Origin of the sequence: Tardiphaga sp. 285_C5_N1_2, assembly GCF_052076065.1 — a bacterium.
Taxonomy (GTDB): Bacteria; Pseudomonadota; Alphaproteobacteria; order Rhizobiales; family Xanthobacteraceae; genus Tardiphaga; species Tardiphaga robiniae.
The window spans coordinates 4,863,191-4,890,007 of record NZ_CP197241.1 but is presented as its reverse complement, the minus strand read 5'-3'; the positions used below and the strand labels follow the sequence as shown (position 1 = coordinate 4,890,007).

The following is a 26,817-nucleotide window of genomic DNA, read 5'->3' as shown; positions in this document are numbered from 1 at the left end:
GGCTTGTCCCGGCCATCCACGTCTTTGGACGAGTCAAGAAAGGCGTGGATGCCCGGCACAAGGCCGGGCATGACGACCGAGAGAATGGCGCTAGGCCCCTTACTCCACCGCCAATCCCGTCATCGCCGCCGACGCTTCCAGCCAGTGCAGGAAACTCCTTGCCATGCTGCGCGCGGCGGCGATGTGAATCGTCGGCGCTTCATCCACCTTCCACAGCGTCACACCCATATGCGCGATTTGCGTGACGGCAACGCTGCCGGCCGGAAACGCCGCGGCGCTGAGATCGACGGCGACGCCCTTGGCCAGCACATCGAGCAGGGCCGGACCTGACAGCCGGAGCAGGCCCACACCATCAGACTGATCGACCACCGAGGCAAGGCCATCGAGCTGCTGCGCAAGGCTATCGACGAAACGCGGTGTGCCCGCATCGTGGGTCACCAGCCAGCGGCCGGGGCCGGTGCCGAGAAACGAGGTCGCATCGCTGCCGGAACCGTGCGGTCCCAGTGGCAGATTGATATCGAACTGTTCCTTCACGGCAGCAGCGAGCGCGGCATCCTGGCCTTTGCGCGTCATGACGGTGGCGATGGCGATGCCGCGACGCTCCCGCGCAATGACGCCGCGGCCATCGCCCATGGAGCGCAACTCAGCGAAGGCAGAGATGTGAGCGAGATCAAGCACGCAGCCGCGCTCCTTCTGCATCGACGAAGACGGGATCGACGACCTCAAGTTCGAGATCGCCGGAGCGTACGGGGTCCCAGGCGCGGATGATCTCGCCATGCCGTTCCGGTCCGCGCGTCAGCAGGCCAAGGCCGATCCAGTGATTATTGCCCGGGCTGAAGGCCGTGGACGTGATGAATCCGGCATTGTTGTCCGGCGCAGGCGTCACGCCGCGCGCGAACAGCAGTGACCCATTGCGCAGGCGCTGGCTGCGATCGACGGGGCGCAGGCCGACCAGCGTAGGGCGGTCGGGATCGATCAGCGCTTCACGCGCCGCCATGGTGCGGCCGATATAGTCCTTCTTCACCGACATCATGCGTCCAAGCCCGAGATCACGCGCCACGGTCTGGCCGTTGAGTTCGGAGCCGGCGACATGGCCCTTTTCGATCCGCATCACTGACAGCGCTTCGGTGCCATAGGGCGTAACGCCGAGCGGCTTGCCGGCCTGCATCAGCGCGTTGAACAGCGCCTCGCCATAGCCCGCGGGCGCGGCGATCTCATAAGCGAGTTCGCCGGAAAACGAGACGCGGAACAGCCGCAGCGGAATGTTGCCGACACGAAACTCGGCGCAAGCCAGATAGGGGAAGACTTCGTTGGAGATGTCAAAGGCATCGCCAAGCAGGGCCTGCAGCAGCTCGCGCGACTTAGGCCCGGCGACGGCATACTGCGCCCATTGCTCGGTGACCGAGACCATCTGCACGTCGAGTTCGGGCCACAGCACCTGATGGCAGTATTCGAGATGCTGCATCACCTTGCCGGCATTCACCGTGGTGGTCGTCATCACATAGTGATCGGCGGAGAGCCGCGCGGTGGTGCCGTCATCCATGACGAAACCGTCCTCGCGCAGCATCACGCCGTAGCGCACCTTGCCGATGGAGAGCGTCGAGAAGGTGTTGATATAGACGCGATCGAGGAACGTTCCGACATCCGATCCGCACAACGCGATCTTGCCGAGCGTCGAGACATCGCAGATGCCGACGCTGGAGCGCACAGCCTTCACCTCGCGGGTGACGCTCGTGAGCCAGTCAGTCTCGCCGGGCGCATTGAACCATTGGGCGCGCATCCATTGGCCGGCTTCAACGAAGGTGGCGCCCGCCGCAGCGGAGGCCGCGTGGCTCGCCGTCAGTCGCACCGGTTTGAAATGCTTGCCGCTGTGCAGGCCCGCGAAAGCGCCGATAGCGACGGGTACATGCGGCGGGCGCGCCCGCGTCGCGCCGGTCTCGGCGATGGTCTTTTTGATTTCGCCGGCCAGGATCGCGAGCCCATTGACGTTGGACGTCTTGCCCTGATCGGTCGCCATGCCCAAAGTCGTGTAGCGCTTGAGCTGCTCGACCGAACGGAAGCCTTCCTGCGCGGCGAGGGCGACGTCGGTCGCGGTGACATCGTTCTGCAGATCGACGAATGCCTTGCGGCGCGATCCCGCGAACAGCCAGACCGGATTGGTGCCAGATGCCTCGTCGCTGGCGGTGATGGGCTTCTGCGTCTGCAGGCCGAGGCCGACATACGAGGCCGCCTTCGCGCCGGCCAGTGCACCGCTCTCCAATGCCCGCGTCAGCGTCCATTGCGCCGCTGCGGCTCCCGCGATCTGCATGCCCGGTGGCGTGTCGCTGCAGAGAAATGCCGATCGCTCCTCCGACCAGTTGCCCTTGCCGCCGAGATGCGTGGCGATGCCGATGCTCGGTGACCAGCCGCCGGACACGCCGAGCGTATCGACGGCCACAGAACGCGTTGGGCCGGCACGGTCGGTGATCTCGATATTCGTCAGCCGGCGATAGCCCGATGTGTCCGAGACATGCGCGCCGAGGAATTGAGGTACGGTGCCTGCGAGTTTGCGCACGTCAGGCGCAACGTCTGTCCGTGCATCGACCACAACAGCGATCTCGGCACCGGCCGCTTGCAAGTCGAACGCACTGCGCCAGCCATCATCCGATGTCGTGAAGATCGCAACGCGTTGGCCCGGCACCACGCCAAAGCGATTGGCATAAGTGCGCAATGCCGAGGCCAGCATGATGCCGGGCCGGTCATTGGCGGGGAACACCAGTGGGCGTTCCTGCGCGCCAGCGGCGAGCACACATTGTTTCGCAACGATCTTCCACAGCCGCTGCCGCGGCATGAATGGCGGCGGCACTGGCAGATGATCGCTGACGCGCTCGATGGCGCCGTATTCGCCGTCATAGGCGCCGAACACTGCGGTGCGCTTGAAGATGCAGACATTCGGCAGGGTGCCGAGTTCAGCCTCGGCCAGCGCGGCCCATGAGGCTGCTGTGACGCCATCGATCTGTGCGGTGTCGCCGAGCAGACGACCTCCCAGAACGAAGTCTTCTTCGGCGAGGATCACGCGCGCGCCGGCGCGTCCCGCCGCAAGCGCAGCGGCGAGGCCCGCGGGACCTGCGCCGATCACCAGCAGATCGCAGAAGGCGTACGATTTCTCGTAAGTATCGGGGTCATCGAGACCGCTGAGTGCGCCCAGACCCGCCGAGGCACGGATGGCGGGCTCGTAGAATTTCTCCCAGAACGCCGCCGGCCACATGAAGGTCTTGTAGTAGAAGCCGGCATTGAGCAGCGGCCCGGCGAGCTGATGCACGGCGCGCAGGTCGAAATTCGGCGACGGCCAGCAGTTCTGGCTCGATGCGTCCAGGCCATCAAACAGCTCGACTGTGGTGGCCTTGGTGTTCGGTTCGGCGCGCGCGCCCGAGCGCAGCGTCACCAGCGCATTCGGCTCTTCCGGCCCGGCGGAGAAGATGCCGCGCGGCCGGTGATATTTGAACGACCGGCCGACCAGCATTGTGTCATTGGCGAGCAGCGCGGACGCCAGTGTGTCGCCGGCATAGCCGCCATAGGTCTTGCCGTCGAAGGTGAAATTGATCGGCTTCGATCGGTCGATCAATCCGCCGGAGGCGAGGCGACGCGAGATGCTCATGATGCAGCCTCATCATGGGCCAGCACGGCGTCGATCACCTCATGCGTCGAGACGTTGCGCGTCACCGTCAGCCATGCGTGGCAGCCGGCGGCGTGATACCAGTATTCCCTGTGAACGCCGACGGGATTGTCGCGCAGATAGACATAGTCGAACATCGCATCGGCATTCTCCGCCGGCGGCCGCGTCTGCGTGGCGTCGCCGGAATAGGAAAATTCCGAGGCGTGACGGGATCCGCAATAAGGGCAGGGGATACGCATGGGGCCTCAGTGCAGGTTCGGTTGGGCGCCCTGGCCCTTTTCGTCGACGATGTGGCCTGAGCGAAACCGGTCCAGCAGCAGGCGATTGGCGGCAGGGTGCGGTTCGTCCTTCGCCAGCAGATGCGCGAAGACGAAGCCCGAGCCCGGCGTCGCCTTGAAGCCGCCATAGCACCAGCCGGCATTGAGATAGAGCCCTTTGACGTGGGTGCGGTCGATGATCGGCGAACCGTCCATCGACATGTCGACGAGGCCGCCCCAGTTGCGCAGCATCCGCGCGCGGCCGATCGCCGGCATCAGCGCCATGCCGCCTTCGCAGACGTCCTCGACGACAGGCAGATTGCCGCGCTGGGCATAGGAGTTGTAGCCGTCGATATCGCCGCCGAACACCAGGCCGCCCTTGTCGGACTGGCTGATGTAAAAGTGCCCGGCGCCGAAAGTGATGACGCCGGGAATGATCGGCTTCAACCCTTCGGAGACAAAGGCCTGCAGCACGTGGCTCTCGATCGGCAGCCGCATCCCCGCCATCGCCGCGACGCGCGACGACGATCCGGCGACAGCAATGCCGATTTTCTTCGCCTTGATTGCGCCGCGCGAGGTCTGCACGCCCACCGCGCGACCATCGACAATATCGATCCCCGTGACCTCGCAATTCTGGATCACGTCGACGCCGCGATCGCTGGCGCCGCGGGCATAGCCCCACGCTACCGCATCATGGCGCACAGTGCCGCCGCGCTTCTGCAAGAGCCCGCCCTGGATCGGAAAGCGCGCCGCATCGAAATTCAGGAACGGATAGAGTTTGCGCACGCCCTCGCGGTCCAGCAGTTCGGAATCGGCGCCGTTGAGCCGCATCATGTTGCCGCGCCGCGCATAGGCATCGCGCTGGCCGTCGGAATGATACAGGTTCAACACGCCGCGCTGGCTGACCATGGCGTTGTAATTGAAGTCCTGCTCGAGGCCTTCCCACAGTTTCAGCGACAGCTCATAGAGCGAGATGTTTTCCGACAGCAGATAGTTGGAACGGATGATGGTGGTGTTGCGGCCGATATTGCCTGACCCGATCCAGCCCTTTTCCAGTACGGCGATATTTTTGAGGCCGTATTCCTTGGCGAGATAATAGGCCGTCGCCAGCCCATGCCCGCCGCCGCCGACGATGATGAAGTCGTATTCGGGCTTCGGCGCAGCATCGCGCCATTGCGGCGTCCAGCCTTTGTGGCCGGTGAGGGTCTGCTTGAGCAGCGACGTCAGCGAATAGCGCATGGAAAATCCGGGTGGCGATCAGGCCCGGAGTGTCGCGTATTTCGGGGATCGGCACCAGTCCATGAGCGACATTCAGAAGCCCATCAGCGACATCGTGAGGTGATGTCGTTTAGCGCGCCAGCCAGAAGCCGCCCACCACCAGGATCATGGCCAGCAGGCTGATGACCCCGAGCACGGCCGCAGTGATGGCCAGCAGGCCGTGGGAGTCGAGCCATCCGCGTAATGCCTTTTCCATGGTGCTGAAACTCTCCCGGTGATTTGAGTTTATCGTTGCAGGCTGCCACCGTATCAAACACTTCAGGCGCCGTCGTCTCGGACGGTTTCGCCATATTGAAGAATTGACATGCTTGAGGAAGTGACATGGACAATCTGAACACGCAGGGCATTTCAGTGCCGAAGCTCGGCCTCGGCACATTCAAGCTCACGGGCGACGGCTGCGTCGCCGGCGTGGAAAGCGCCATCGGCCTCGGTTATCGCCACATCGACACCGCCGAAATGTATGGCAACGAGGCCGAAGTCGGCGCCGGCATCAAGGCTTCGGGTATCGCGCGGAGGGATCTGCATGTCACCACCAAGGTCTGGCACGAGAATCTCGCGCCGGATGCCATCAGGCGCGCCTTCGACACCAGCATGAAGAAACTCGGTCTCGATGTCATCGATCTCTATCTGGTGCACTGGCCCTCGAAGGGCATGAACCTGCCGGCGATCTTCGAGACGCTGCTGAAGCTGAAGGATGAGGGCCGCGTCCGCGCCATCGGCGTCGCGAATTTTCCGGTCAAGCTGATGAAGCAGGCGGTGGAGGAGATCGGCGCGCCGGTTGCCTGCAACCAGGTTGAATATCACGCGCTGCTCGACCAGACGAAGCTGCTGACCTATCTGCGGTCGAAGTCGATCCCGCTGGTGGCCTATTGCCCGCTCGGTCAGGGCCGGCTGGCCGACAACGATGTGATGAAAAAGATCGCCGCCAAGCACGGCGTGTCAGCGGCGCAGGTCGCATTGAAATGGCTGCTCGATCAGGATGGCGTCGCGGCGATCCCCAAGGCGTCGCGCAAGGAAAGTCAGCAGGCCAATCTCGATGCGCTGAAGGTCACGCTGGACGACGACGACCGCAAGGCGATCGCGGCGCTACCGAAGACGCAGCGGCTGGTCAATCCGGGCTTCGCGCCGGATTGGGATTGATCTTTCTTGCTTCCCCTCTCCCCCATGCGAAGCGCAGCTTCGCGGGGGGAGAGGGTGCCTGAGCGAAGCGAAGGCGGGAGAGGGGCGCCACAACGTACGGAGCCTGTGGCGCTCCCTCTCCCGTCTCGAACCGCTGCGCGGTTCGATCCACCCTCTCCCGCTGCGCGCTGCTTCGCCGCGCTGGGGGAGAGGGGAAGGAAGCCCCCCATCACCCGTGACTGTGCCCCTTCTTCTTCCCTTCCGCCTTCTTCCCCGTCGGCATCATCACCACGCGGCCATATTTCACGCCGCGCTCCGCGATGATGTGATCGGCGAAATGCTGCACCTCGCTGCCCGAGCCACGCAGCGCCGTGACTTCCATGCAGTTGTCGCCGTCGAGATGCACATGCAGCGTCGCCAGCGAGAGGTCGTGGTGATGGTGATAGGTGTCGACCAGACGGCGTGACAGGTCGCGCTGGGCGTGATCATAGACATAGACCAGGGCGGCGACGCATTCGCCGGTCTTGCCCTTCTCTTGTGTCGCCTGCTGCATGCCGGCCCTGGCGAAATCGCGGATCGCTTCGGAGCGGTTCTGATAGCCGTGTTCGGCGATCATCGCATCCAGCTCTTCCATCAGGTCGTCATCGAGCGTGATCGTAATGCGCTGCATCGGTCCTCTCAAATAGTATGACGAATCTTTGACTTTGTCATACTTGGCATGTCAGTGTGTTCCGGTTGAACCCAGCATAGCCCGGCCGACTGACCGATGCATCGCTCTCTCTTTTCATCGGCCGGAATCGCCCTGGCTTCGTTGCTTGCAGCCGTCACGCCCTCAGCCGCGCAGCCGGCGACGGTGTTGTCCCCGGTCGAAGTCGAGGCCCCGCCGCGGCATACAGCCAAGCCACGTGTGCCGCGCAGCGGGACCGAGGCGAGTCGTCCGGTCGCGCGTCGCGCAGCTCCGCCCACGGCAGGAAATGTCGGCGCAGGCACGGCGGCGCCCGGCGCCAGTGCAGCGCAGGCGCTGGTCGCCTCTGCCAGCGAGAAGAATATCAGCGGCACCGAGATCAATGCACGTCCTCTGTCGCGTCCCGCCGAAGCGCTGGAAGTCGCGCCCGGCCTGATCGTCACCCAGCATTCGGGCGAGGGCAAAGCCAACCAGTATTTCCTGCGCGGCGTGAATCTTGATCACGGCACGGATCTGGCGATCTCCATCGACGGCATGCCGGTGAACATGCGCACCCATGGTCACGGCCAGGGCTATGCCGATACAAATTTTCTGATCCCCGAGCTGATCAATTCAGTCAACGTCCGCAAGGGACCGTATTTCGCCGATGAAGGCGACTTCTCGTCCGTGGGTGCGATCCATGTCAGCCTGATCGACAGCGTCGCGCGCACCATGGCGTCGATCACATCAGGAAGTTTCGGTTACAACCGGGCCTTTGGCGTGACGTCGGGCAAAGTCGGCGAAGGCACGCTGCTGGTGGCCGCTGAGGCCAATATCTATAACGGCCCGTGGGACAATCCCGACAAGCTCCAGAAGCTCAATGGCGTGATCCGCTACAGCCAGGGCACCGCCGACAACGGTTTGTCGCTGACCGGTATGGCCTATGGCAACAAGTGGAATTCCACCGATCAGGTGCCGCTGCGCGCAATCACTTCCGGCGAGATCGGCCGCTATGGCGCGCTCGATCCCAGCGATGGCGGCAATTCGGAGCGTTTCTCGCTGTCCGGCCGTCTCCGGCAAACCGATCTCGACAGCGCAACCAAACTCGATTTCTACGTCATCAAGAGCAAGCTCAATCTGTGGAACAACTTCACGTTCTTCCTGAGCGATCCCGTCAATGGCGACCAGTTTCACCAATATGACGACCGCGTGCTCGGCGGCATCAATGCCTCGCATACATTCAAGTACAGTATCGCAGGCTTCCGCAACGAAACCGAGGTCGGCATCCAGAGCCGCTACGACGATATCAATGTCAGTCTCGGCAACACCATTCAGCGGCTATATCTCTCCACCACGCGCAACGATGGCGTGAAGGAGGGTAGCGTCGGCGTGTTCGTGCAGAACACTACCTTCTGGACCGACTGGCTGCGCACCAATATCGGCTGGCGCGGCGACTATTACGACACCACGGTCAATTCGTTCTTCAATCCGGTGAACTCCGGCAGCGCCACGGCGACCATCGGCAGCCCCAAGGCAGGTCTCGTGCTCGGTCCTTTCGCCAGGACCGAACTGTTCCTGAATGCCGGCGAGGGTTTTCACAGCAACGATGCGCGCGGTGTGACCATCAAGGAATCGCCGAGCGACGGATCGCCGGTCGATAGCTCGCCGTTCCTGGTCAAGACAAAGGGCGCGGAGATTGGATTGCGCACCAGGCTCATTCCAGGGCTGACCAGCTCGATCGCGCTCTTCATGCTGGATTCCGCCTCCGAGATCCTGTTCGTCGGTGATGCTGGTGACACTGAAGCGAGTCGTCCCAGCCGCCGCGTCGGCTTCGAATGGACCAACGACTACAAGCCCACGTCATGGTTGAGTCTTGAAGCCGATCTCGCAATGACCCGCGCGCGCTTCCGCGGCAGCAATGCCGATCGGGCGGCGGCCTATGCGGAGCTGGATGGCTATCCAGCCTCGCAGATCGGCAACGCGCCCGGCAATTTCATTCCCGGCGCGCCCAACATGATCGCCTCGGCTGGCATCAGGCTGGGCGAGGCGACCGGCTGGTTTGGCGCCTTGCGCTATCGTTATTTCGGCCCGCGTCCGCTGACTGAAGACGCGGCCTTCATCTCGCCAGCCACGGGTCTGCTCAACGGGCAGGTTGGTTACCGCTTCGATAATGGCTGGCGCATCCAGCTCGATGCCTTCAACATTCTCGATAGCAAGTCGGACCAGATCACCTATGCCTATGGCTCGCTGCTGAAATCGGATTCGCTGTTCGCCATGTGCTTCCCGGGCGGCGGCGGCGCGCCGACGGCACCTGCCGCGGTGTGTCAGACCGGCATCATGGATCGCGTGCTGCATCCGGTCGAGCCGCTGGCACTGCGGGTGACGGTGGCCGGCCGGTTCTGATCTCGCGGTTCTGACTTTGCCGCAGCGCAGCTTGCCTATTCGAAAAGGCGGTAGCATCATCCCTCCCAATGAAAAGAGGCAGGGAGGTGTTGATGCTCGCACGGGTTCGTTCCGTTTCGCGCCGTTGGCCATTCACGCGTGCCAGCGCCGGTTTGAAGGCGCTGCTGGCGATCGTGTCGCTCCCGTTAGCAACAGGGTTCATCATGTCATCGGCCAGCGCCGCCACTTACGTCTATGTCGGCAATGCCGACAGCCAGAACATTAGTATTCTCGAATTGAAGGCGAATGGCAGTCTCGCTGCGATCGACACCGTGGCGGTGCCGGGGCCGGCAAAGCCCGGCGGCTCGCTGCCGCTGGCCATCAGCCCCGAGAAGCACCGGCTCTATGCTGGCCTCCGCAACGAGCCCTACACGGCGGTGACCTTCGATATCGATGCCAAAACCGGCAAATTGAAACTTGTTGGCCCCGGGCCACTGGCCGATTCCATGGCCTATATCGCGGTTGATCGCACCGGGCGATTTCTGCTGAGCGCCTCCTATGGCGGCAACAAGGTGACGGTGAACGCCATCGGGCCGAATGGCGTGATCGCAGCGGCGCAGCAGGTCGTCGCCACCGAACCGAACGCGCACTGCATCATCGTCGATCCCACCAATCGCTATGTGCTGCATACGAGCCTCGGCGGCGATGTGATCTATCAGCAGAAATTCGATGCCAGGGCCGGAAAGCTGACGCCGAACGATCCGCCGACCGTGAGCGTGAAGGCGAAAGGTGGCCCACGCCATCTGGTGTTCTCGCCTGACAAGAAGTTCGTCTATCTGCTCAACGAGCTCGATGCGGCGATCTATGTATTTCCGTGGGACGCTGCCACCGGCACATTGAAGAAGGAAACGCAGGTCGCCTCCGCGCTGCCGAAGGGATTCGACGGCAAGCCCTGGGCGGCGGATATCCATCTGACACCCGACGGCAAGTTTCTCTATGCGTCGGAGCGCACCAGCAACACGATCGCTGCGTTCCGTGTCGATCCCAAAACCGGCGCGCTGACATCGCTTGGCTCCACCGCGACGGAGAAGCAGCCGCGCGGCTTCAATATCGATCCGTCAGGACGCTATCTGCTGGTGGTCGGGCAGCTATCGAACAGCATGACGACCTATGCCATCGACAAGGCGACGGGCAGCCTGACCAAGCTGAGCGAAACACCCGTGGGCAAGAATCCGAACTGGGTCGAGATCGTGAATCTGCCGTAAGGACTGTCTCACTTCGAGCCGACGCACCGTCCTCTCGCTCCCTCTCTCCGCAATGCGGGGAGAGGGGTGGGGTGAGGGGCGTGGGCACGTCGATGCCGCAGAGCTTTTCTCTCGTGTCGGCGCGATCCAATCGTCGCTTGATTGTTGTGAGTGTGTGCGCTGCCCCTCACCCGCCGCGAAGACGCGGCGACCTCTCCCCGCAATGCGGGGAGAGGTTAAGACGCCATCCGATAACTCCCACTGATGACCGGGTCGCCGTCCGTCAGCACCAGGCCGCGGGCGACGAGATCTTCCAGATGCGCCAGCACGGAATAGCCGGCGGCGTTGGTCAGGCGGGGATCGAGGCCGATATAGATTGCGCGGACGATGGTCGGGATATCCGCCTCGCCCTTGCCGAGGCGATGCAGGATCGAGGCTTCGCGGGCGCGGCGGTGGCGAATGAGAAAGCGGACATAGCGCTGCGCGTCGGGAATGTCCGGGCCGTGGCCGGAGAAATACAGGTCCTCATCGCGCGCGGCGAGTTTATCGAGCGAGGCCATGTAGTCGATCATCGAGCCATCGGGCGGCGCGACGATGGAGGTCGACCAGCCCATCACGTGATCGGCGACAAACAAATACTTCTTCTCGCGCCAGGCAAAGGCCATGTGGTTGGCGGTATGGCCCGGCGTCGCCACGCCTTCCAGCGCCCAGCTGTCGCCTTCGATCACGTCGCCATCGGCCACCAGCACGTCCGGCTTGAAGTCGCGGTCGGCGCCGGATTCCGGCGAATGTTTCTCACTCTCGAAGCGGGGCCGCGAGGCGCGGTGTGGACCTTCGGCATAGACCGTGGCGCCGGTGGCAGCCTTGAGTGCTGCAGTGTTCGGTGAATGGTCGCTATGGGTGTGGGTGACGAAAATATGCGTCACGGTCTCGCCCTTCACGGCATCGAGCAGCGCCTGCAGATGGGCGTCATTGGCCGGGCCGGGATCGATGATCGCGACCTTGCCGGTGCCGACGATATAGCTGTTGGTTCCGGTAAAGGTGAAAGGCGAGGGGTTGTTGCAGAGAACCCGGCGCACGTTTGGGCGGACCTGATCGACGACGCCCGGCTTGAGCGGATAATCGCGATTGAACGGAACGTCGTCGTTGGCGCCGTTATCCTTGTCGCTCATGGTCGATCCTTCCCAGGGTGTTCTTCGCCTGTGATGACTAGCAAGGGGAGCGGGGAAAGCAAACGGCGGCGGGTCGCGGCTGATATGCAACACTCCGTCATGGCCGGGCTTGACCCGGCCATCCATCTTGCCTTGCTAGATCCAAAGATGGGTGCCCGGGTCAAGCCCGGGCACGACAAATGAGAGCTCTGCGCCTTCAAACGAAAAATGCCCGGCACAAGGCCGGGCATTCGAAGCTTTGAAACCTGAAGCGTAGACGCTTAACCGAACGCCTGGATGCCCGTGATGGCGCGGCCGAGGATCAGCGCGTGGACGTCATGCGTGCCCTCATAGGTGTTCACGGTCTCCAGGTTCTGCGCGTGGCGCATCACATGGTATTCGGCCTGGATGCCGTTGCCGCCGTGCATGTCGCGGGCCATGCGGGCGATATCCAGCGACTTGCCGCAATTGTTGCGCTTGACCACCGAGATCATGTCCGGATGGAAATTGCCTTCGTCCATCAGGCGGCCGACACGGAGCGAGCCCTGCAAGCCCAGCGAGATTTCGGTCAGCATGTCGGCGAGCTTCTTCTGCACCAGCTGGGTGGCCGCGAGCGGGCGATTGAACTGCTTACGGTCCAGCGTGTACTGGCGGGCGCGGGCCATGCAGTCCTCGGCGGCGCCGAGCACACCCCAGGAGATGCCGTAGCGGGCGCGGTTGAGGCAGCCGAACGGACCCTTGAGGCCCGACACGTTGGGCAGCAGATTCTCTTCCGGCACGATCACGCCGTCCATGACGATTTCGCCGGTGATCGAAGCGCGCAGCGAAAGCTTGCCGCCAATCTTCGGTGCCGTGAGGCCCTTCATGCCTTTCTCGAGGATGAAGCCGCGGATCTGGTTGTCATGTGCGGCGGACTTCGCCCAGACCACGAACACGTCGGCGATCGGGGCGTTCGAGATCCACATCTTGGAGCCCGAGAGCTTGTAGCCGTCCGACACCTTCTCGGCGCGGGTCTTCATGCCGCCGGGATCGGAGCCGGCATCGGGCTCGGTGAGGCCGAAGCAGCCGACCCACTCGCCGGTGGCGAGCTTGGGCAGGTACTTCTTGCGCTGGTTCTCGTCGCCGTAAGCATAGATCGGATACATCACCAGCGACGACTGCACCGAGTTCATCGAGCGGTAGCCCGAGTCGACGCGCTCGATTTCGCGGGCGACGAGCCCGTAGGCGACATAGCTGGCATTGGCGCAGCCATAGTCTTCCGGCAGCGTGATGCCGATCAGGCCGAGCTCGCCCATCTCGTTGAAGATTTCGCGATCGGTATGCTCATTGAGATAAGCGTCGTTGACGCGCGGCAGCAGCTTGTCCTGGGCGTAAGCGCGCGCGGTGTCGCGGATCATGCGCTCGTCTTCGGTGAGCTGGTCATCGAGCAGGAACGCATCGTCCCACTGGAAACTTGCAGCGGCCGGCTTGTCCTTTGCCTTGGGGGCAACGCTCATCGAAATCCCTTTCACATCATGGCTGAGTAATGCGCATTGGCTGCGCGTGTTCTGGTCGCAAAACCACGCGTTGCCTCAGGCAGATTGCGCGGATGCGGAAGCTTGCAGTTTAGGTCTTTGAACTATCGCCATCAAGCTGTTCGTTGCAGGCGATCTCGATGCCGAAACCCGACAGGCCCTTGTAGTCATGGGTCGACGAGGTCAGGTGGCGGATCGAGGTGACGCCGAGATCGCGCAGGATCTGTGCACCGACGCCGATTTCACGCCACTGCCGGTTGCGGTCGGCTTCCGCCGACTTCGGCGCATCGAGCGGCTCGACGGGCACGCCCGCGGCGCCATCGCGCAGATAGACCAGCACGCCGCTGCCGTTCTTTTTGAAGCGTTCCAGCACGGGCTGCATCTTGGCCGGGCCGAAGAACACGTCGCGCACGATGTTCGGCTTGTGGAAGCGCGTCAGCACGTTCTTGCCGTCGCCGACGCTGCCGTAAACGAAGGCAACATGGTGGATCGGATCGAACGGCGAGCGATAGGAATAGCCGTGCAGCGGGCCGATCGGACTGTCGGTGGTGAAGGTCGAGACGCGCTCGATCAGCTTCTCGCGGGCCTGACGATAGGCGATCATGTCAGCGATCGTGACATGCTTGAGCTTGTGCTTGGCCGCAAAGTCGACGACCTGCTGGCCCTTCATCACCGAACCATCGTCGTTCATCAATTCGCTGATGACGCCGACGGGCGCGAGATTGGCCAGCTTGCAGAGATCGACGGCGGCTTCGGTATGGCCGGAGCGCATCAGCACGCCACCCTCGCGCGCGATCAGCGGGAAGATATGACCGGGACGGGCGAAGTCATTGGCGCCGGCATTCGGATTGGCCAGTGCGCGGCAGCAGGAGGCGCGCTCATCGGCTGAAATACCGGTACCGCCATCGGGCTTGTAGTCGATGGAGACGGTAAAGGCGGTGGTGTGGTTGCTATCGTTGTTGACGACCATCGGATCGAGCCGCAACCGGCGCGCATCCTCGGTGGTGATCGGCGCGCAGACGATGCCGGAGGTGTGCCGGATGATGAAGGCCATCTTCTCGGCGGTACAGAACGACGCGGCGACGATGAGGTCGCCTTCGCCCTCGCGGTCGTCATCGTCGGTCACCACGACCATTTCGCCGGCGGCAAAGGCTTGCAGAACGTCTGAAATCGGGTCGGCCATAAAATTCGCCTCGGATGCACTCTTGCTCTGTGTGAAGTCCATATGGCGCAGAGCGGGGGGCGGTGCAACCCGCGGAAATGGGGGGCGGTATGCGGGTTCGCAGTGCGGAATGGGGAGTTTGCCTTCTCCCCGCTTGCGGGGAGAAGGTGGCCCGAGCTTGCGAAGCATGATCGGGTCGGATGAGGGGGACGTTCCACGAACTGATGAGTGGATGGAAAGTCCCCCTCACCCGCCGCGAAGACGCGGCGACCTCTCCCCGCAAGCGGGGAGAGGTCAAGGCAGCACTTCCCTTCGCTCCGCCAGCTGCGCGTCCATTTCGGCGCGTTTGGCGTCCAGCAGGCCCTGATCGGCGGCTTCGATCACCTCATACAGCGCATGGGCGTCGCTGAGCCGGGGCACGGTGACGTAGTCGGCGCCGGCCGCGTAAATATCGCTCACGTCGCTGAGCACGTCCGCCGTGGAGATGATCTTGGCACTCGGGTTGATCGAGCGGACATGGCGGACCAGTTTCTCGTTATTCGCGCCCTTCAGGAGCGAGTCCGGCACGCTGAGGATGATGATCTCGGCCTTGCCGACGCCGGCATGGACCAGCGTGTCGACATTGCTGATGTCGCCATAGATCACGTGCTGGCCGCGCCCGACCAAAGTGCGGAAGACGTTGGGATTGAAGTCGACGACGCTGATCTGGTCGAGCAGCGACGCGTTCTGGCGCTCGATCTCGGCGAGCAGGGCGGACGCGGTGCGGAAGAAGCCGAGAATGACGATGCGGCGGGCGTCGCCATGGCCCTCGGCATGATCGCCCTCGCGGCCCTGGCCGTGATCGAGGTCGCGCAGCCCGATGCGCTTCATTGGGCCGATCAAGAGGCGCGTGATCTGGTCGCTGCGCATCATCGCGAAGGTGGAGAGCACTGCCAGGATCACGAAGGCGAAGGACGCCGCGCTGGAGGTCTGCGTGGTGATATGGCCGGCGGCAATTCCGGTTTGGAGCACCACCAGCGAGAATTCGCTGATCTGCGCCAGATTGAGCGCCGGCAGCAGGCTGGCGCGCAGGCCCTGCTTCATCAGATACAGCGGCGTGAAGGTCGTGAGCATGCGGCTGATCACGGTGAACACGGCGATGATCAGTGCAAGGCCGATGGTCGCGCCGTTCGGGATCGGGATCGTCATGCCGACGGCGACGAAGAACAGCGTGATGAAGAAGTCGCGCAGCGTCGTCACCTTGGCAGTGACGTCCAGCGCATAGGGGAAGGTCGACAGCGATACGCCGGCCACCAGCGAGCCCATCTCGCGCGACAGATGCAGCCGTTCGGCGATCTCGCCGATCAGGAAGCACCAGGCCAGCGCGCCCAGCAGCACCAGCTCCGGCCGTCGCGCGATCTGGTGGAACAGCGCCGGCAGCACATAGCGGCTCAGGATCAGCGCAGTGGCGACCAGCACGCCGACACGAGCAATCGACAGGGCGATGACGCTGACCTGCAAATCGGCGAGGCTCGGCTGCACCGCGAGAAACAGAATCGCGAAGATATCCTGCAGCACCAGGATGCCGAGCGTGATACGGCCGGGTAGCGTGTCGAGTTCGCGCTTCTCATACAGCACCTTGACGATGACCACTGTCGAGGACAGTGCGCAGGCGACGCTGAGATACAGCGCATCGAATCCGCCGCCGCCGAGCTTGAGCCCGAGCGCCATGAAGAAGGCCGCGCCGAGCACGCAGCCTGCGATCAACTGGCCGCCCGCGGCGAACAGGATGACCTTGCCGGCGCGGATGATTTTCTTCAGGTCGATCTCGAGACCGATCATGAACAGCATGAAGATCAGGCCGAGTTCGGAGATCGTGCTGATGGATTCGTCCGACTTGACCCAGCCGATGCCGAATGGCCCAATGATGAAGCCGGCAATCAGATAAGCAAGAATCAACGGCTGACGGGTGAAATGCGCAATCAGCCCGATGCCCCACGCAAACAGGATACACAGCGTGATATCGCGGATTAAGTCGTGCATGCCCCTGCCGGAAAAGCCTTACATTTCGGCGGCACTCTAATGGTGCGCCGCGTGAGGGCAAAGGGGTAATATCCGGCATTCGGCGCGCGATACACGCGGGGGGCGGTCCAACGAGGCAGCCTTCATCATAAAAAGCTTCAGGGAGACGACGTTCATGACCACTGCACGGTTCGACTACGCGCCATTGCTGCCTCCGGGCCTGCCCGCGGCTGCGGCAAAATGGACCGGTCTCGCCAAATACAGCTTTGTCGGCGGGAACAACGATATGGACCAGGTGCCGGTGGAGGGCCTGACTGCTGCCGCCAATGCCGTCATGCTGCGCGAGGGACGCACGCTGGCAACCTACGGTCTGGCGGGCGGTCCGCAGGGCTATCTGCCGCTGCGGGATTTCATTGCTACCAAGCTGAAGCGCGATGCGAGCATCGATTGCAGCGCCGATGACATCCTGGTCGTCTCCGGCTCGCTGCAGGCGCTCGATCTCGTCAATCACAGCCTGCTGGCCAAGGGCGACACCGTCATCATCGAGCGCGACTGCTATCAAGGCTCCATCAACCGGCTCACCCGTCTCGGCGTCAATATCGTCGGCATCCCCTTGGATGACGACGGCATGCGGATGGACGCGCTAGCCTCAGCATTGGAAGATCTGAAGGCGAAGGGCATCCGGCCGAAATATATCTATACGATCCCGACCGTGCAGAACCCGACCGCCACCATCATGCCGGAAAGCCGTCGCCGCGAGCTGCTGGCGCTGTCTGCCAGATATGGCGTCCCCATCTTCGAGGACGATTGCTATGCCGACCTGATCTGGAACGGCGAGCGGCCGCCGGCGCTCCACGCGATGGATACAAGCGGCAGCGTGATCCATATCGGCTCGTTCTCCAAGTCGATCGCGCCTGCGCTTCGCGTCGGTTACATCGTCGCGCCCTGGGAAATCATGTCGCGCATGCTGGCGCTGAAGACCGATGCCGGCTCAGGCGCACTGGAGCAGATGGTCCTCGCCGAATATTGCGTGCCGCATTTCGCCACCCATGTGCCGAAGGCGACGCGCGGACTACGCGCCAAGCTGGAGACGCTGATGGACGCGCTCAACGAGCAGTTCGGCACGGCGGCGGAATTCGACGAACCCAAAGGTGGCATCTTTCTGTGGGTGAAACTGCCCGCCAATGTCGATGCGATGAAGCTCTATCAGGCCGCGCTCAAGGCCGGCGTGTCGATCAATCCCGGCCCGGAATGGTCTGTCGACAAGGCCTATGCGCACAGCCACATTCGCATCTGCTTTGCCAGCCCCACGCATGACGAAATCCGCGAAGGGATCGCGGTCCTCGCTGATGTCTGCCGGCAGGAGTTCGGCGTGCCAGAGCGGATCGCGAATGTGGAGAAACGCGCGCGGGGGTGAGAGCTTGTCGCGGAGGGGCGGGAGCCTACTTCTTCGCGCCCTTTGCCGCAGCCTTCGCCGGCGTCGCTGCCTTCTTCGGCGCCGGCGCGCTGTCGACGGCGGTGTTGATGTCGTCGATCAGCTTGGTGATGCGCGCGGCGTTGCTGCCGAGATCGCCTTCGAAATAGCGTGACGACGAGCGGATATCGACGCGCGAGCCTTCGCCGTCGGGGGTGAAACGGATCGAGACGTCCTCGCGAAAACCCATGATAGGGGTGCGCGCCACCGCCTCGATGCGGCCAATGCGGCGCGGCGGCTGCGGCGGACGCTCGTCGATGACGATCCACTTGCGCTTTTCGACCAAAGCGCGCGTCACATCATAAGCGCGTTGCACGGGCACCTCCAGCTCCACCGGCTCGATATCCGGATAGGCCGTGCGCTGCTGCTCCGCGGAGTAGAGGCCGGAATAGACCGCTGAATTGGTGCCGTCGCCGGTCCGCAGCCGCGCCAGCGCCTCGAAGCGCGGCGGGTCGACGGGGTCGGTGGTGATGTCGTGGATCTTCGGCAGCTTGCGATACTGGTACGCAAGGTAGCCGGGATACGCCAGGATCACGACGTCGAGCATCAGCGCCACCATGATCACGCTCATGCCGCGCGAGCCGTTCTGCCAGATCGCGGCAAAGCCGGCGAGCGCCACCAGGATCGACAGGCCGGCGAATCCCAACGCGCCGAAGAAGGTCATCAGCGCCGGTTTCACTTCGAGGAACCCGAAGCGGACGATGATGATCGAGGTGATGGCGGCAATGGCGGCGAAAACCGCGAGGCGCCGCGCCCACAGCGCCAGGCTAGATACTGGCTCCGACTGGTAAGCGGCCGAAAACCTGCGTGCCATGGGGAATTTCTGCCGGATTGAGCTTGCGAAGGCGCTGATAGCGCCGGATTCCGAATAGGGTGCTTGAGACCATGCCGGGCCGGGAATTTCAAGGCACTTTGGCGGACGGCGGCTATCGTTTAGAGTTCTTTTGCCTTGAACTTCATAATGGATCCACAAGCGATCCCTCATCCTGAGGAGCGGTCTCTTCGACCGCGTCTCGAAGGATGTGCAAAACAATCATGGTTCGAGACGCGCGCAAGAGCGCGCTCCTCTCCATGAGGGCAGGGAGTGCCGATGCTGGTCGAAACCACGGATTATGAGACGCTCGCCCGCAATTTCCGCTGGGACGTGCCGGAGCGATTCAATATCGCGACGGTGACCTGCGACCGTCATGCCGACGGTAGCGGGCGGCTGGCGCTGATCTATGTGGACGAGGACCGCGGCACGCATCGTTTCTCCTTCGACGAGATGCAGGCTTTCTCGCGCAGCTTCGCCAATGTGCTGAAGACGGATGGCCTGCAGCGCGGCGACCGCATTGCGGTGTTTTTGTCGCAATCGGTGGAATTGCCGGTGGCGCATCTCGCGGCGTTCCGGTCCGGGCTGGTGTCGGTGCCGCTGTTCACGCTGTTCGGCGAGGACGCGTTGGAATTCCGCCTTGCCAATTCCGGGGCCAAGGCCATCGTCACCGACGCGAGTGGCTGGGACAAGTTGTCGAAAATCCGCGAGCGGCTGCCTCATTTACAAGATATCTACGTCACGGACAGTGCACCGCATGCCGGCGCCAAACCGTTCTGGTCGGCGATCGAGGCGGCGTCCGAAGACTTCACCACGGTCGATACGTCCTGCGACGATCCCGCGATCATCATCTACACCTCGGGCACGACGGGAAATCCCAAGGGCGCACTCCATGCCCATCGCGTGCTGCTTGGCCATCTGCCCAATGTGGAGATGGTGCACGGTTTCTTTCCGAAGCCGGGCGACGTCTACTGGACACCGGCCGACTGGGCCTGGATCGGCGGGCTGTTCGATGCGCTGTTTCCTGCCTGGTATCACGGCGTGCCGATCGTCGGCTATCGCGCCAGGAAATTCGAACCTGACGCCGCGATGCAGCTGATGGCCGACCACAAGATACGCAACGTGTTCCTGCCGCCGACGGCGCTGAAGCTGATGCGGCAGGCAAACGTCAAACATGATGGCGTGAAGCTGCGTAGCATGCTCACCGGCGGCGAGTCGCTCGGTTCGGAATTGCTCGACTGGGTGCGCAATACGTTCGGCATCGACGCGCATGAGATCTACGGCCAGACCGAGTGCAATCTCGTGGTCGGCAACAATGCCGATCTGTTTCCGATCCGGCCGGGCTCCATGGGCAAGCCGACGCCGGGTTTCGATGTGCGTATCGTCAACGAAGCGGGCGAGGAACTGCCGCGCGGCCAGCGCGGCATCGTTGGCATCCGGCAGCCCAATCCCTGCACCATGCTCGGCTACTGGCAGAACCCCGAAGGCACCGCGAAGAAATTCGCCGGCGAATTTCTGCTGACCGGCGATCTGGGCATCCAGGATGATGATGGTTACTTCTGGTATGTGTCACGCGAGGACGACGTGATCACATCAGCCGGCTATCGCATCGGCCCGTCGGAGATCGAGCACACGCTGCTGAAGCATCCCGCGGTGGCGCTATCGGCAGTGGTCGGCATTCCTGATCCGATCCGTACCGAAGCCGTGAAAGCCTGGATCGTGCTGCGTCCGGGTTTTGAACCGAGTGACGAGCTGGCGCGCGAGCTGCAGGACTTTGTGAAATCGCAACTCGCGGCGCACGAATATCCGCGTCACGTGCAGTTCGCCGAGTCGCTGCCGATGACGGCGACGGGCAAGGTGCTCAGGCGGGAATTGCGGGCGCTGGGGTAGCTCTTAACCTCTCCCCGCCCTTCGCGGGGAGAGGTCGCCGCGTCTTCGCGGCGGGTGAGGGGCAGGGCACACAGTTCGTACCAACCACGCCACTCTCGAATCTCACCGACCCGAGAGTGAAGCTTCGTGAGGGCGACGTACCCCAGCCCCTCACCCCACCCCTCTCCCCGCAAATGCGGGGAGAGGGAGCGCACGGCCATCGCCTTGCCGCTCACATCCCCGGCACCTTGATCCCCATCTCCTTCAGCGCCGCCAGCAGCTTCAGCGGCGGCTCCATCTGGATTGCGGGGACCTTGCCCGTTTCCAGCAAACTCTTCAGGCTCGAAAGGATCGCCGGCCAGCCGGCGCGTCCGCCGGACAGGATGTCGTCGCTGAGTTCGCGATCATGCGCCTGCGTCATCGTCAGCTTCACCGTCTCGGCCGACGGCATGAGATCATAGGTGACGAGCGTCGAGCCGAGCGCTTCGACAAGTCCGGGCCAGTTCACGTCCCATGTGATGGTGAGCTTGCGCGGCGGATCGTGTTCGATCACCTCGCCCGAAACATGCAACGATCCATCCGGCGCGAGAACCTTGAACGCGCCGCCGACGTTTCCCTCGAGCTGCACCGCGAAGCCGGAGAAATACTGCCGGCTGAACTCCGCCGAGGTCAGTGCCTGCCAGACCTTCTCGGGCGTCGACGCGATATAGATCGTGTAGACGATCGCGGGCCGGAACCTGTTGATATCGATCATGGCCGTTGCTCCATGCGTGCAGTGACAGGCAACCAGATGGCGCCCTGCCGGGCAAGTGTGTTTTGCTGCGAGCAATACGAGTGCTAGTGTTAAGACAACACACCGTCGTCATGCCCGGCCTTGTGCCGGGCATCCACGTCTTAGCCTGCAGTGAAGGCGTGGATGGCCGGGACAAGCCCGGCCATGACGTAGATAAAATCGGAATAGGAGCGCGCCGATGTCGCTTCAGGTCTATCTCGCCTTTGTTGCTGCCTGCGTCGCGCTGGCGCTGCTCCCCGGTCCGAACGTCACGCTGGTGATCGCCAACGGCCTGCGTTACGGCACGCGCGCGGCGATGATCAGCATCGCCGGCACGCAAGCGGGCCTTGCCGTGGTCATCGGCATCGTCGCGCTCGGGCTTGCGACGCTGATGGCCACCATGGGCTATTGGTTCGACTGGGTGCGCTTTGCCGGCGCCGCTTACCTGGTGTGGCTCGGCATCAAGATGGTTCGCGCGCCGGTCGAGGGCATCGACGCTGATACGCCGCCGGCGCCGCCGCGCGGCGGCTTCTTCCTGCAGGGCATGATGGTGCTGCTCAGCAATCCGAAAGTGCTGGTGTTCTTCGGCGCCTTCATTCCGCAATTCGTCGTCGACATGGAGAAGAACCACATCCTGCAGGTCGGAATTCTTGGTGCGACATTCATGGTGACGGCCGCGCTCACCGATATCGTCTACGCGGTGGCGGCGGGCCGCGCGCGACAATTCTTCTCGGCACGGCGGACGCGGCTGCTGTCGCGCATCTCCGGCGGCTTCATGATCGGCGGCGGGGTCTGGCTGGCGCTGACACGAGCCCGCTGAATCTTTTGTCGCGCTGAACCTTTCGCCACATCGTCACGTCAAACCTCGGGGCGCGCCGCGCCGTGCCATGAGGTTTCGCCGTGCCCGACATTCCCTGGTTCGTTTATGCCATGTTGCTGGCGCCGTTCGGCCTGATCCTGGTCGCTGCCGGCACTAAATATCTACAGGTCCGCGCTGCCAGCGACTGGCCATCGACCTTCGGCAAGGTGATCGTCTCGACGTCCGAAGTGCGCGACGTCAAGGTGCTCGACGATACGCGCGAGGAGCGCAAGCGCACCGAAAAGCGCAATTTTGCGAATATCGTCTACGAATACACCGTTAGCGGACAGAAGCTCACCAACAACCGCGTCAGCATCGGCGAGGACCGCGGCAATTTCGAAGTCGCCGAGACAATCGCGCGCTATCCGGTCGGCACCGCGGTGATGGTCTATTACAACCCGCGGCACCCGCGCGACGCCGTGCTCGATCGCGAGATGCCGAAGGGCATTGGCGGTTGCCTTGGCATCGCTGCAGTTATCGTGCTGGCGATCGTGGTCGGCGGCATCTTTGGCGGCGTCCGCATCAACGAATTCATCGCGGCGCATCTTGTCGACCCAAAAGTGTCCCCGATCGTGACGGCGCTCTGCGGGTTCGGCTTTCTCGTTGCCCTGTTCGGGTTGGCGCTACACCGGCAGGGGTCTCTGGCCAAGAAGTGGCCGGTGGTGCCCGGCACCGTCAAACTGGGCGCGCCCGAGACCTATGTGAGCAGGGACAGCGACACCGGTCGCAGCGGGCCGGTGATGCAGACCCGGAACGTGCAATACAACTATCGTTTCAAGCACGTCGCCTATATCGGGTCCGCCGGGAGCTTGAGCACCAGCAACCCGAACCCGCCGCAATGGCAGTTGCGGTTGTTCGGGATGGACTACAAGAACGGTGACGCTGTGAAAGTCTTCGTCAATCCGGACAACCCGTCGGACTCGACGCTGAGCCCTGGTGGCGGTGCGGCCTATTTCCTGTGGGCGGTCGCAGTGGGATTTGTGGTGGTGGCTTATTTCATCGGGACGCACGGCTAGGCGCTTCACGCCACGCAGATGCATCGTCTACGCCGGCATCGAAGGCTACAGATGCGACGCGCGCGGCGTGATCAGCGTCGCCTCGATCTCCGTGAAAATGCGCGTCAGCCGCTCCGCCCATTCGGTCTGGCCGCTTGGGTCGGTGATCAGATCCTGCCGGATCTCGATGCCCGTATTCATCAGCCCGCGTTTTTCGCCATGCACGGGAATTGTGTAGTCGGTGGCATCGGACACCGCATAGGGTTCGTTGTCGCCCACCACCAGATCGGCTTCGGCGCGCAGATGATGCAGCAGCAATGGCGGCAGTTTGCTGTCGTGCTGATAGAGCGTGCCGATATGCCAGGGGCGGGGAATGCCGGCATAGACAGGCGTGAAACTGTGCAGCGACACCAGCACTGTCGGCTGGCCGCTCGCCCGCCGTGCATCGATCACCTCGTCGATGCGCCGGTGATACGGATCGAAGATCAGCTCGCGCCGGCGCGCCTTCGCATCGGACGTGAGACCGTCATTGCCGGGCACGGTGGTCGCCTCGCTGATCAGCGGAATCGCGCTCACGGCGTCGGGCGGGCGGTTGCAGTCGATCACGAGCCGCGAATAGCGCTGGGCTACCAGATGCGCATCGAGCGCCCGAGCCATCTGCTCGGCCACGCCGGCGATGCCGACATCCCAGGCGATGTGGCGGACGAGCTCGCTCTCGGACAGGCCGAGATCGCCGAGCATGTCGGGAATCAGCCGGCCGTAGTGATCGCAGGTCAGCAGAAAAGGAGAGTGTCCGGCGGTATTGAGTTCCAGAACGGGCGGAACCTCCTGGGGGCCGAGACGTAGGGATGTGTCTTGATTGTTATCCAAGGCTCTGTCCAAAATTCTGTCCAAGGCTTTTTCCCGATATTGCCTAACGATGCGGCATCCCGGCCTGTGATTCTGCAGGCTTCCGTATAAATTACACGGGACAAATCACGCATGAACGAACCATTGATGCCCTTGCTCACGATTCATCACAAGACCGAATATCGCTATGCGCATCCCGTCGCATTCGGCGAACACCGGATCATGCTGCGGCCGCGCGATGGCCATGATCTGCGCATGCTCAATGGCAAGCTCGAGATCACGCCCGAGCCGGCGTCGCTGCGCTGGATCCATGACGTGTTCGGCAATTCGGTAGCTATCGCCACTTTCGATGAGCACGCGCGCAAACTCACCTTCGTATCCACCGCAACCATCGAACATCTGCCATCGGATGAGTTCGCGCTGACCGCCGACGACAAGGCCTATTTCTATCCGTTCCTCTATGACGCCGAGGAGCTGCCCGATCTGCAGGAATTCATCCGGCCGCAATATGGCGATCCCGATGGCGAACTCGCCGCATGGGCGCGCGGATTTCTCGATCCGCAGGGCCGCACGCCGACCGTCAATATTCTGACCGGCATGACGCTCGGCATCCGCAAGCAGTTCGCCTATCGCAAGCGCTACGAGCACGGCACCCAGCATCCGCTCGATACGCTGCAGACCAAATCCGGCACCTGCCGCGATTTCGCGCTGTTCATGATCGAGGCGCTGCGCCGGCTCGGCATCGCCGCGCGTTTCGTGTCGGGCTATCTGTTCATCCATGGCGACCGCGAGCACAATTATGTGGGCGGCGGCTCGACCCATGCCTGGGTGCAGGTCTATCTGCCGGCCGCAGGCTGGATCGAATTCGACCCGACCAATGGCATCATCGGCAGCAAGGATCTCATTCGCGTCGCGGTGGCGCGCGATCCGCGCCAGGCGGTGCCGCTGCACGGCACCTATATGGGCTCGGCCGATGCATTTCTCGGCATGGATGTGAGTATCAATGTGGTGTCCGCGGGCGACGATGTCGCCGCGGCGCTGGCCGAGAAAGTCTGACTTAGATCATGCCCGATCGCGTTTTCGTCTACGGCACGCTGATGCGCGGCTTCGATCACCCGATGTCGAAGCTGCTCTCGTCCGGTGCGGATTTTCTTGGTGAAGCCTCGTGTCGTGGCAGGCTCTATATGATCGCGCATTATCCCGGCTTGCTGCACTCCAACGATCCCGCGGACATCGTGTTCGGCGAGCTGTTTCGCTTGCGCAAGCCGGTTGAGTTGATGGGCGCGCTCGACGATTATGAAAGCGTCGGCCCCGGCCATCCGCAGCCAAATTTGTATCTGCGTGAACGGATCGCTGTGACGCTCGCCGATGGCAGCGTGAGTGAAGCCTGGACCTATATCTACAACAAGCCGGTCGATGAGACGAAGCGCATTATATCCGGGCGCTTTCTTGCGCCTTAGAGCATGATCCGGAAAAGTGGAAACCGGTTTTCCGAAAAGATCATGCTCAAATAAAATCTAACCTTCCTTGCGTCTACTGGCGACTTCCAGCCCGAACAATGCCAGCGCAATCAGCGAGGCACCGATGCCGATCAGTGCGATCATCGAGGTGCCGCCCGATGCCACGGCAAATCCGCTGAAACCCGAACCGACAGCGCCGCCGAAAAATGCGCAGGCAAGAAACAGCGCGTTGAGCCGGCTGCGGATGTTGCTGGCGAGGGCATAGATGGCGCGCTGGCCGGCCACCACATTACCCTGCGTGCCGGCATCGATCAGGATGCCTGCGATCACGAACAGCGTCACGGCCGTCGCGCCGCCGGTGTGGCCGCCGATCCAGGTCAGCACAAAGCTCACCAGCACCAGCAGCATGGCCGTGACGGTGACGAGATCGCCGCGGCCGCGATCGGCGAGGCGTCCCGCAAGCGGCGCCACCAGTGCGCCGCCTGCGCCGGACAGCAGGAAGGCCGACATGGCGATATGGCCGAACGAAAATGGCGGCTGGTCCAGCACCAGCGGCATCGCCGTCCAGAACAGGCTGAAGGACCCATAGAGCAGGCATTGATAGGCCGAGCGCTGCTGCAGCACCCGCGTGGTCAGCATCAGGTCCCACAGCGAGTGGATCAGCGTCGCATAGGTCAACTCATGCTTCGGTTGCCGCCGTGGCAGCGCGATCACCATCAGCACGAATACGCCGCACATCAGCACCGCGGACATCACGAACACCGCGCGCCAGCCGAACGAGCCGGCCACCATGGTGGCCAGCGGCCGCGACAGCAGGATGCCGAACAAGAGCCCGCTCATCACGGTGCCGACGATCTGCCCGCGCCGTTGCTCCGGCGCCAGATGCGCCACCACCGGCAGGATCATCTGCGTGCCCACGGCGGCGACGCCGAGCAGCAGGGTCGAGGCGATGAAGATCGCTGCAGTGGGTGCGGCTGCGGCGATCAGCAGGCTCACGATCAGGCTGCCCAGCGTGATCAGGATCAGCCGCTTGTTCTCGACGAGATCGCCGAGCGGCACCAGGAACAGCAGGCCCAGCACATAGCCGAACATCACCATGGTGAGCATGATGCCGGCCGACGACAGGTCGAGCCCGAAGCTCTCGCTGATCGGTCCCACCAGCGGCTGCGCGTAATAGATATTGGCGACGGTGACGCCGCAGGCGACGGCAAAGGAAAAAATCAGCCAGCCGCCGGGACCGGAGTCGCGGGCGGGATGTTCGGACGATGAGGACATGGAGGCTTTCAGGCGGGCGGGGCGGT

Annotated in this window: 23 protein-coding genes; 9 read left to right on the top strand and 14 right to left on the bottom strand. The window is 63.1% G+C overall.

Annotation, left to right across the window (positions count from 1 at the left end; translation table 11 throughout):
- Positions 1 to 99: 99 nt before the first annotated feature.
- The 5 genes from AB7951_RS23140 to AB7951_RS23120 form a co-directional block, all read right to left on the bottom strand.
- Positions 100 to 678, bottom strand: a complete 579-nt coding sequence (locus tag AB7951_RS23140; protein ID WP_439062216.1) for a sarcosine oxidase subunit gamma — start codon at positions 676 to 678, stop codon at positions 100 to 102.
- Positions 671 to 3,637, bottom strand: a complete 2,967-nt coding sequence (locus AB7951_RS23135) for a sarcosine oxidase subunit alpha family protein (protein WP_439062217.1) — start codon at positions 3,635 to 3,637, stop codon at positions 671 to 673. Before AB7951_RS23135 ends, AB7951_RS23140 begins: the two co-directional genes overlap by 8 nt.
- Positions 3,634 to 3,894, bottom strand: a complete 261-nt coding sequence (locus AB7951_RS23130; RefSeq protein WP_439062218.1) for a sarcosine oxidase subunit delta — start codon at positions 3,892 to 3,894, stop codon at positions 3,634 to 3,636. Before AB7951_RS23130 ends, AB7951_RS23135 begins: the two co-directional genes overlap by 4 nt.
- Before the next feature lie 6 nt (positions 3,895 to 3,900).
- On the bottom strand, positions 3,901 to 5,151 hold the full coding sequence (locus tag AB7951_RS23125; RefSeq protein WP_439062219.1) for a sarcosine oxidase subunit beta family protein: 1,251 nt from the start codon (positions 5,149 to 5,151) through the stop codon (positions 3,901 to 3,903).
- Between the two features lie 109 nt (positions 5,152 to 5,260).
- Positions 5,261 to 5,386, bottom strand: coding sequence for a hypothetical protein (locus AB7951_RS23120; protein ID WP_256461202.1), 126 nt, complete (start codon positions 5,384 to 5,386; stop codon positions 5,261 to 5,263).
- A 125-nt stretch (positions 5,387 to 5,511) separates the two neighbouring features.
- On the opposite strand from AB7951_RS23120, the gene AB7951_RS23115 reads away from it, so the two are divergent.
- Positions 5,512 to 6,330 carry an aldo/keto reductase gene (locus tag AB7951_RS23115; RefSeq protein ID WP_120288476.1) on the top strand — a complete coding sequence of 273 codons (819 nt, stop codon included), beginning with the start codon at positions 5,512 to 5,514 and terminating at the stop codon, positions 6,328 to 6,330.
- A 208-nt stretch (positions 6,331 to 6,538) separates the two neighbouring features.
- Here AB7951_RS23115 and nikR read toward each other — a convergent pair whose 3' ends face one another.
- Positions 6,539 to 6,979: a nickel-responsive transcriptional regulator NikR gene (nikR, locus tag AB7951_RS23110; protein ID WP_120288477.1), complete on the bottom strand. Its 441-nt coding sequence runs from the start codon at positions 6,977 to 6,979 to the stop codon at positions 6,539 to 6,541.
- Positions 6,980 to 7,075: 96 nt separating this feature from the next.
- Between nikR and AB7951_RS23105 the strand changes: the two genes are divergently transcribed.
- Complete coding sequence (locus AB7951_RS23105; RefSeq protein WP_439066634.1) at positions 7,076 to 9,376, top strand: TonB-dependent receptor domain-containing protein; 2,301 nt, start codon at positions 7,076 to 7,078, stop codon at positions 9,374 to 9,376.
- 92 nt (positions 9,377 to 9,468) lie between these two features.
- Positions 9,469 to 10,620 carry a lactonase family protein gene (locus AB7951_RS23100; RefSeq protein ID WP_439062220.1) on the top strand — a complete coding sequence of 384 codons (1,152 nt, stop codon included), beginning with the start codon at positions 9,469 to 9,471 and terminating at the stop codon, positions 10,618 to 10,620.
- Positions 10,621 to 10,835: 215 nt separating this feature from the next.
- Here AB7951_RS23100 and AB7951_RS23095 read toward each other — a convergent pair whose 3' ends face one another.
- The 4 genes from AB7951_RS23095 to AB7951_RS23080 form a co-directional block, all read right to left on the bottom strand.
- Positions 10,836 to 11,771, bottom strand: a complete 936-nt coding sequence (locus AB7951_RS23095; RefSeq protein ID WP_439062221.1) for an MBL fold metallo-hydrolase — start codon at positions 11,769 to 11,771, stop codon at positions 10,836 to 10,838.
- Between the two features lie 260 nt (positions 11,772 to 12,031).
- A complete protein-coding gene (locus AB7951_RS23090; protein WP_089262117.1) occupies positions 12,032 to 13,246 on the bottom strand; it encodes an acyl-CoA dehydrogenase in 1,215 nt (404 codons plus the stop codon).
- Positions 13,247 to 13,355: 109 nt separating this feature from the next.
- Positions 13,356 to 14,447: a 3,4-dihydroxy-2-butanone-4-phosphate synthase gene (gene ribB / locus AB7951_RS23085; protein WP_089263618.1), complete on the bottom strand. Its 1,092-nt coding sequence runs from the start codon at positions 14,445 to 14,447 to the stop codon at positions 13,356 to 13,358.
- A gap of 273 nt (positions 14,448 to 14,720) precedes the next feature.
- Positions 14,721 to 16,448, bottom strand: a complete 1,728-nt coding sequence (locus tag AB7951_RS23080; RefSeq protein ID WP_439062222.1) for a cation:proton antiporter — start codon at positions 16,446 to 16,448, stop codon at positions 14,721 to 14,723.
- Positions 16,449 to 16,602: 154 nt separating this feature from the next.
- On the opposite strand from AB7951_RS23080, the gene AB7951_RS23075 reads away from it, so the two are divergent.
- Positions 16,603 to 17,844 (top strand): PLP-dependent aminotransferase family protein, encoded by a 1,242-nt coding sequence (locus AB7951_RS23075; protein WP_439062223.1) that lies wholly within the window; start codon positions 16,603 to 16,605, stop codon positions 17,842 to 17,844.
- A 25-nt stretch (positions 17,845 to 17,869) separates the two neighbouring features.
- Here the strand turns inward: AB7951_RS23075 and AB7951_RS23070 are convergent, their stop codons facing one another.
- Positions 17,870 to 18,715, bottom strand: coding sequence for a DUF1499 domain-containing protein (locus tag AB7951_RS23070; RefSeq protein WP_439062224.1), 846 nt, complete (start codon positions 18,713 to 18,715; stop codon positions 17,870 to 17,872).
- A 276-nt stretch (positions 18,716 to 18,991) separates the two neighbouring features.
- Here AB7951_RS23070 and AB7951_RS23065 point away from each other — a divergent pair, with 276 nt between their 5' ends.
- A complete protein-coding gene (locus AB7951_RS23065; RefSeq protein WP_439062225.1) occupies positions 18,992 to 20,602 on the top strand; it encodes an acyl-CoA synthetase in 1,611 nt (536 codons plus the stop codon).
- Positions 20,603 to 20,813: 211 nt separating this feature from the next.
- Here the strand turns inward: AB7951_RS23065 and AB7951_RS23060 are convergent, their stop codons facing one another.
- Positions 20,814 to 21,335: an SRPBCC family protein gene (locus AB7951_RS23060; RefSeq protein ID WP_439062226.1), complete on the bottom strand. Its 522-nt coding sequence runs from the start codon at positions 21,333 to 21,335 to the stop codon at positions 20,814 to 20,816.
- A 217-nt stretch (positions 21,336 to 21,552) separates the two neighbouring features.
- Here AB7951_RS23060 and AB7951_RS23055 point away from each other — a divergent pair, with 217 nt between their 5' ends.
- Positions 21,553 to 22,173 carry a LysE family translocator gene (locus AB7951_RS23055; RefSeq protein ID WP_439062227.1) on the top strand — a complete coding sequence of 207 codons (621 nt, stop codon included), beginning with the start codon at positions 21,553 to 21,555 and terminating at the stop codon, positions 22,171 to 22,173.
- 80 nt (positions 22,174 to 22,253) lie between these two features.
- The gene (locus AB7951_RS23050; protein WP_439062228.1) at positions 22,254 to 23,228 is read left to right on the top strand and encodes a DUF3592 domain-containing protein; all 975 of its coding nucleotides are present in this window, start codon (positions 22,254 to 22,256) and stop codon (positions 23,226 to 23,228) included.
- A 45-nt stretch (positions 23,229 to 23,273) separates the two neighbouring features.
- Here AB7951_RS23050 and AB7951_RS23045 read toward each other — a convergent pair whose 3' ends face one another.
- Complete coding sequence (locus tag AB7951_RS23045) at positions 23,274 to 24,077, bottom strand: N-formylglutamate amidohydrolase (RefSeq protein ID WP_439062229.1); 804 nt, start codon at positions 24,075 to 24,077, stop codon at positions 23,274 to 23,276.
- Positions 24,078 to 24,203: 126 nt separating this feature from the next.
- Here AB7951_RS23045 and AB7951_RS23040 point away from each other — a divergent pair, with 126 nt between their 5' ends.
- Together AB7951_RS23040 and AB7951_RS23035 are read left to right on the top strand one after the other, a co-directional pair.
- The gene (locus tag AB7951_RS23040; protein WP_309948006.1) at positions 24,204 to 25,112 is read left to right on the top strand and encodes a transglutaminase family protein; all 909 of its coding nucleotides are present in this window, start codon (positions 24,204 to 24,206) and stop codon (positions 25,110 to 25,112) included.
- A gap of 8 nt (positions 25,113 to 25,120) precedes the next feature.
- Complete coding sequence (locus AB7951_RS23035; protein ID WP_439062230.1) at positions 25,121 to 25,516, top strand: gamma-glutamylcyclotransferase family protein; 396 nt, start codon at positions 25,121 to 25,123, stop codon at positions 25,514 to 25,516.
- A 57-nt stretch (positions 25,517 to 25,573) separates the two neighbouring features.
- Here AB7951_RS23035 and AB7951_RS23030 read toward each other — a convergent pair whose 3' ends face one another.
- The gene (locus AB7951_RS23030) at positions 25,574 to 26,791 is read right to left on the bottom strand and encodes an MFS transporter (protein WP_439062231.1); all 1,218 of its coding nucleotides are present in this window, start codon (positions 26,789 to 26,791) and stop codon (positions 25,574 to 25,576) included.
- Positions 26,792 to 26,817 lie beyond the last annotated feature (26 nt).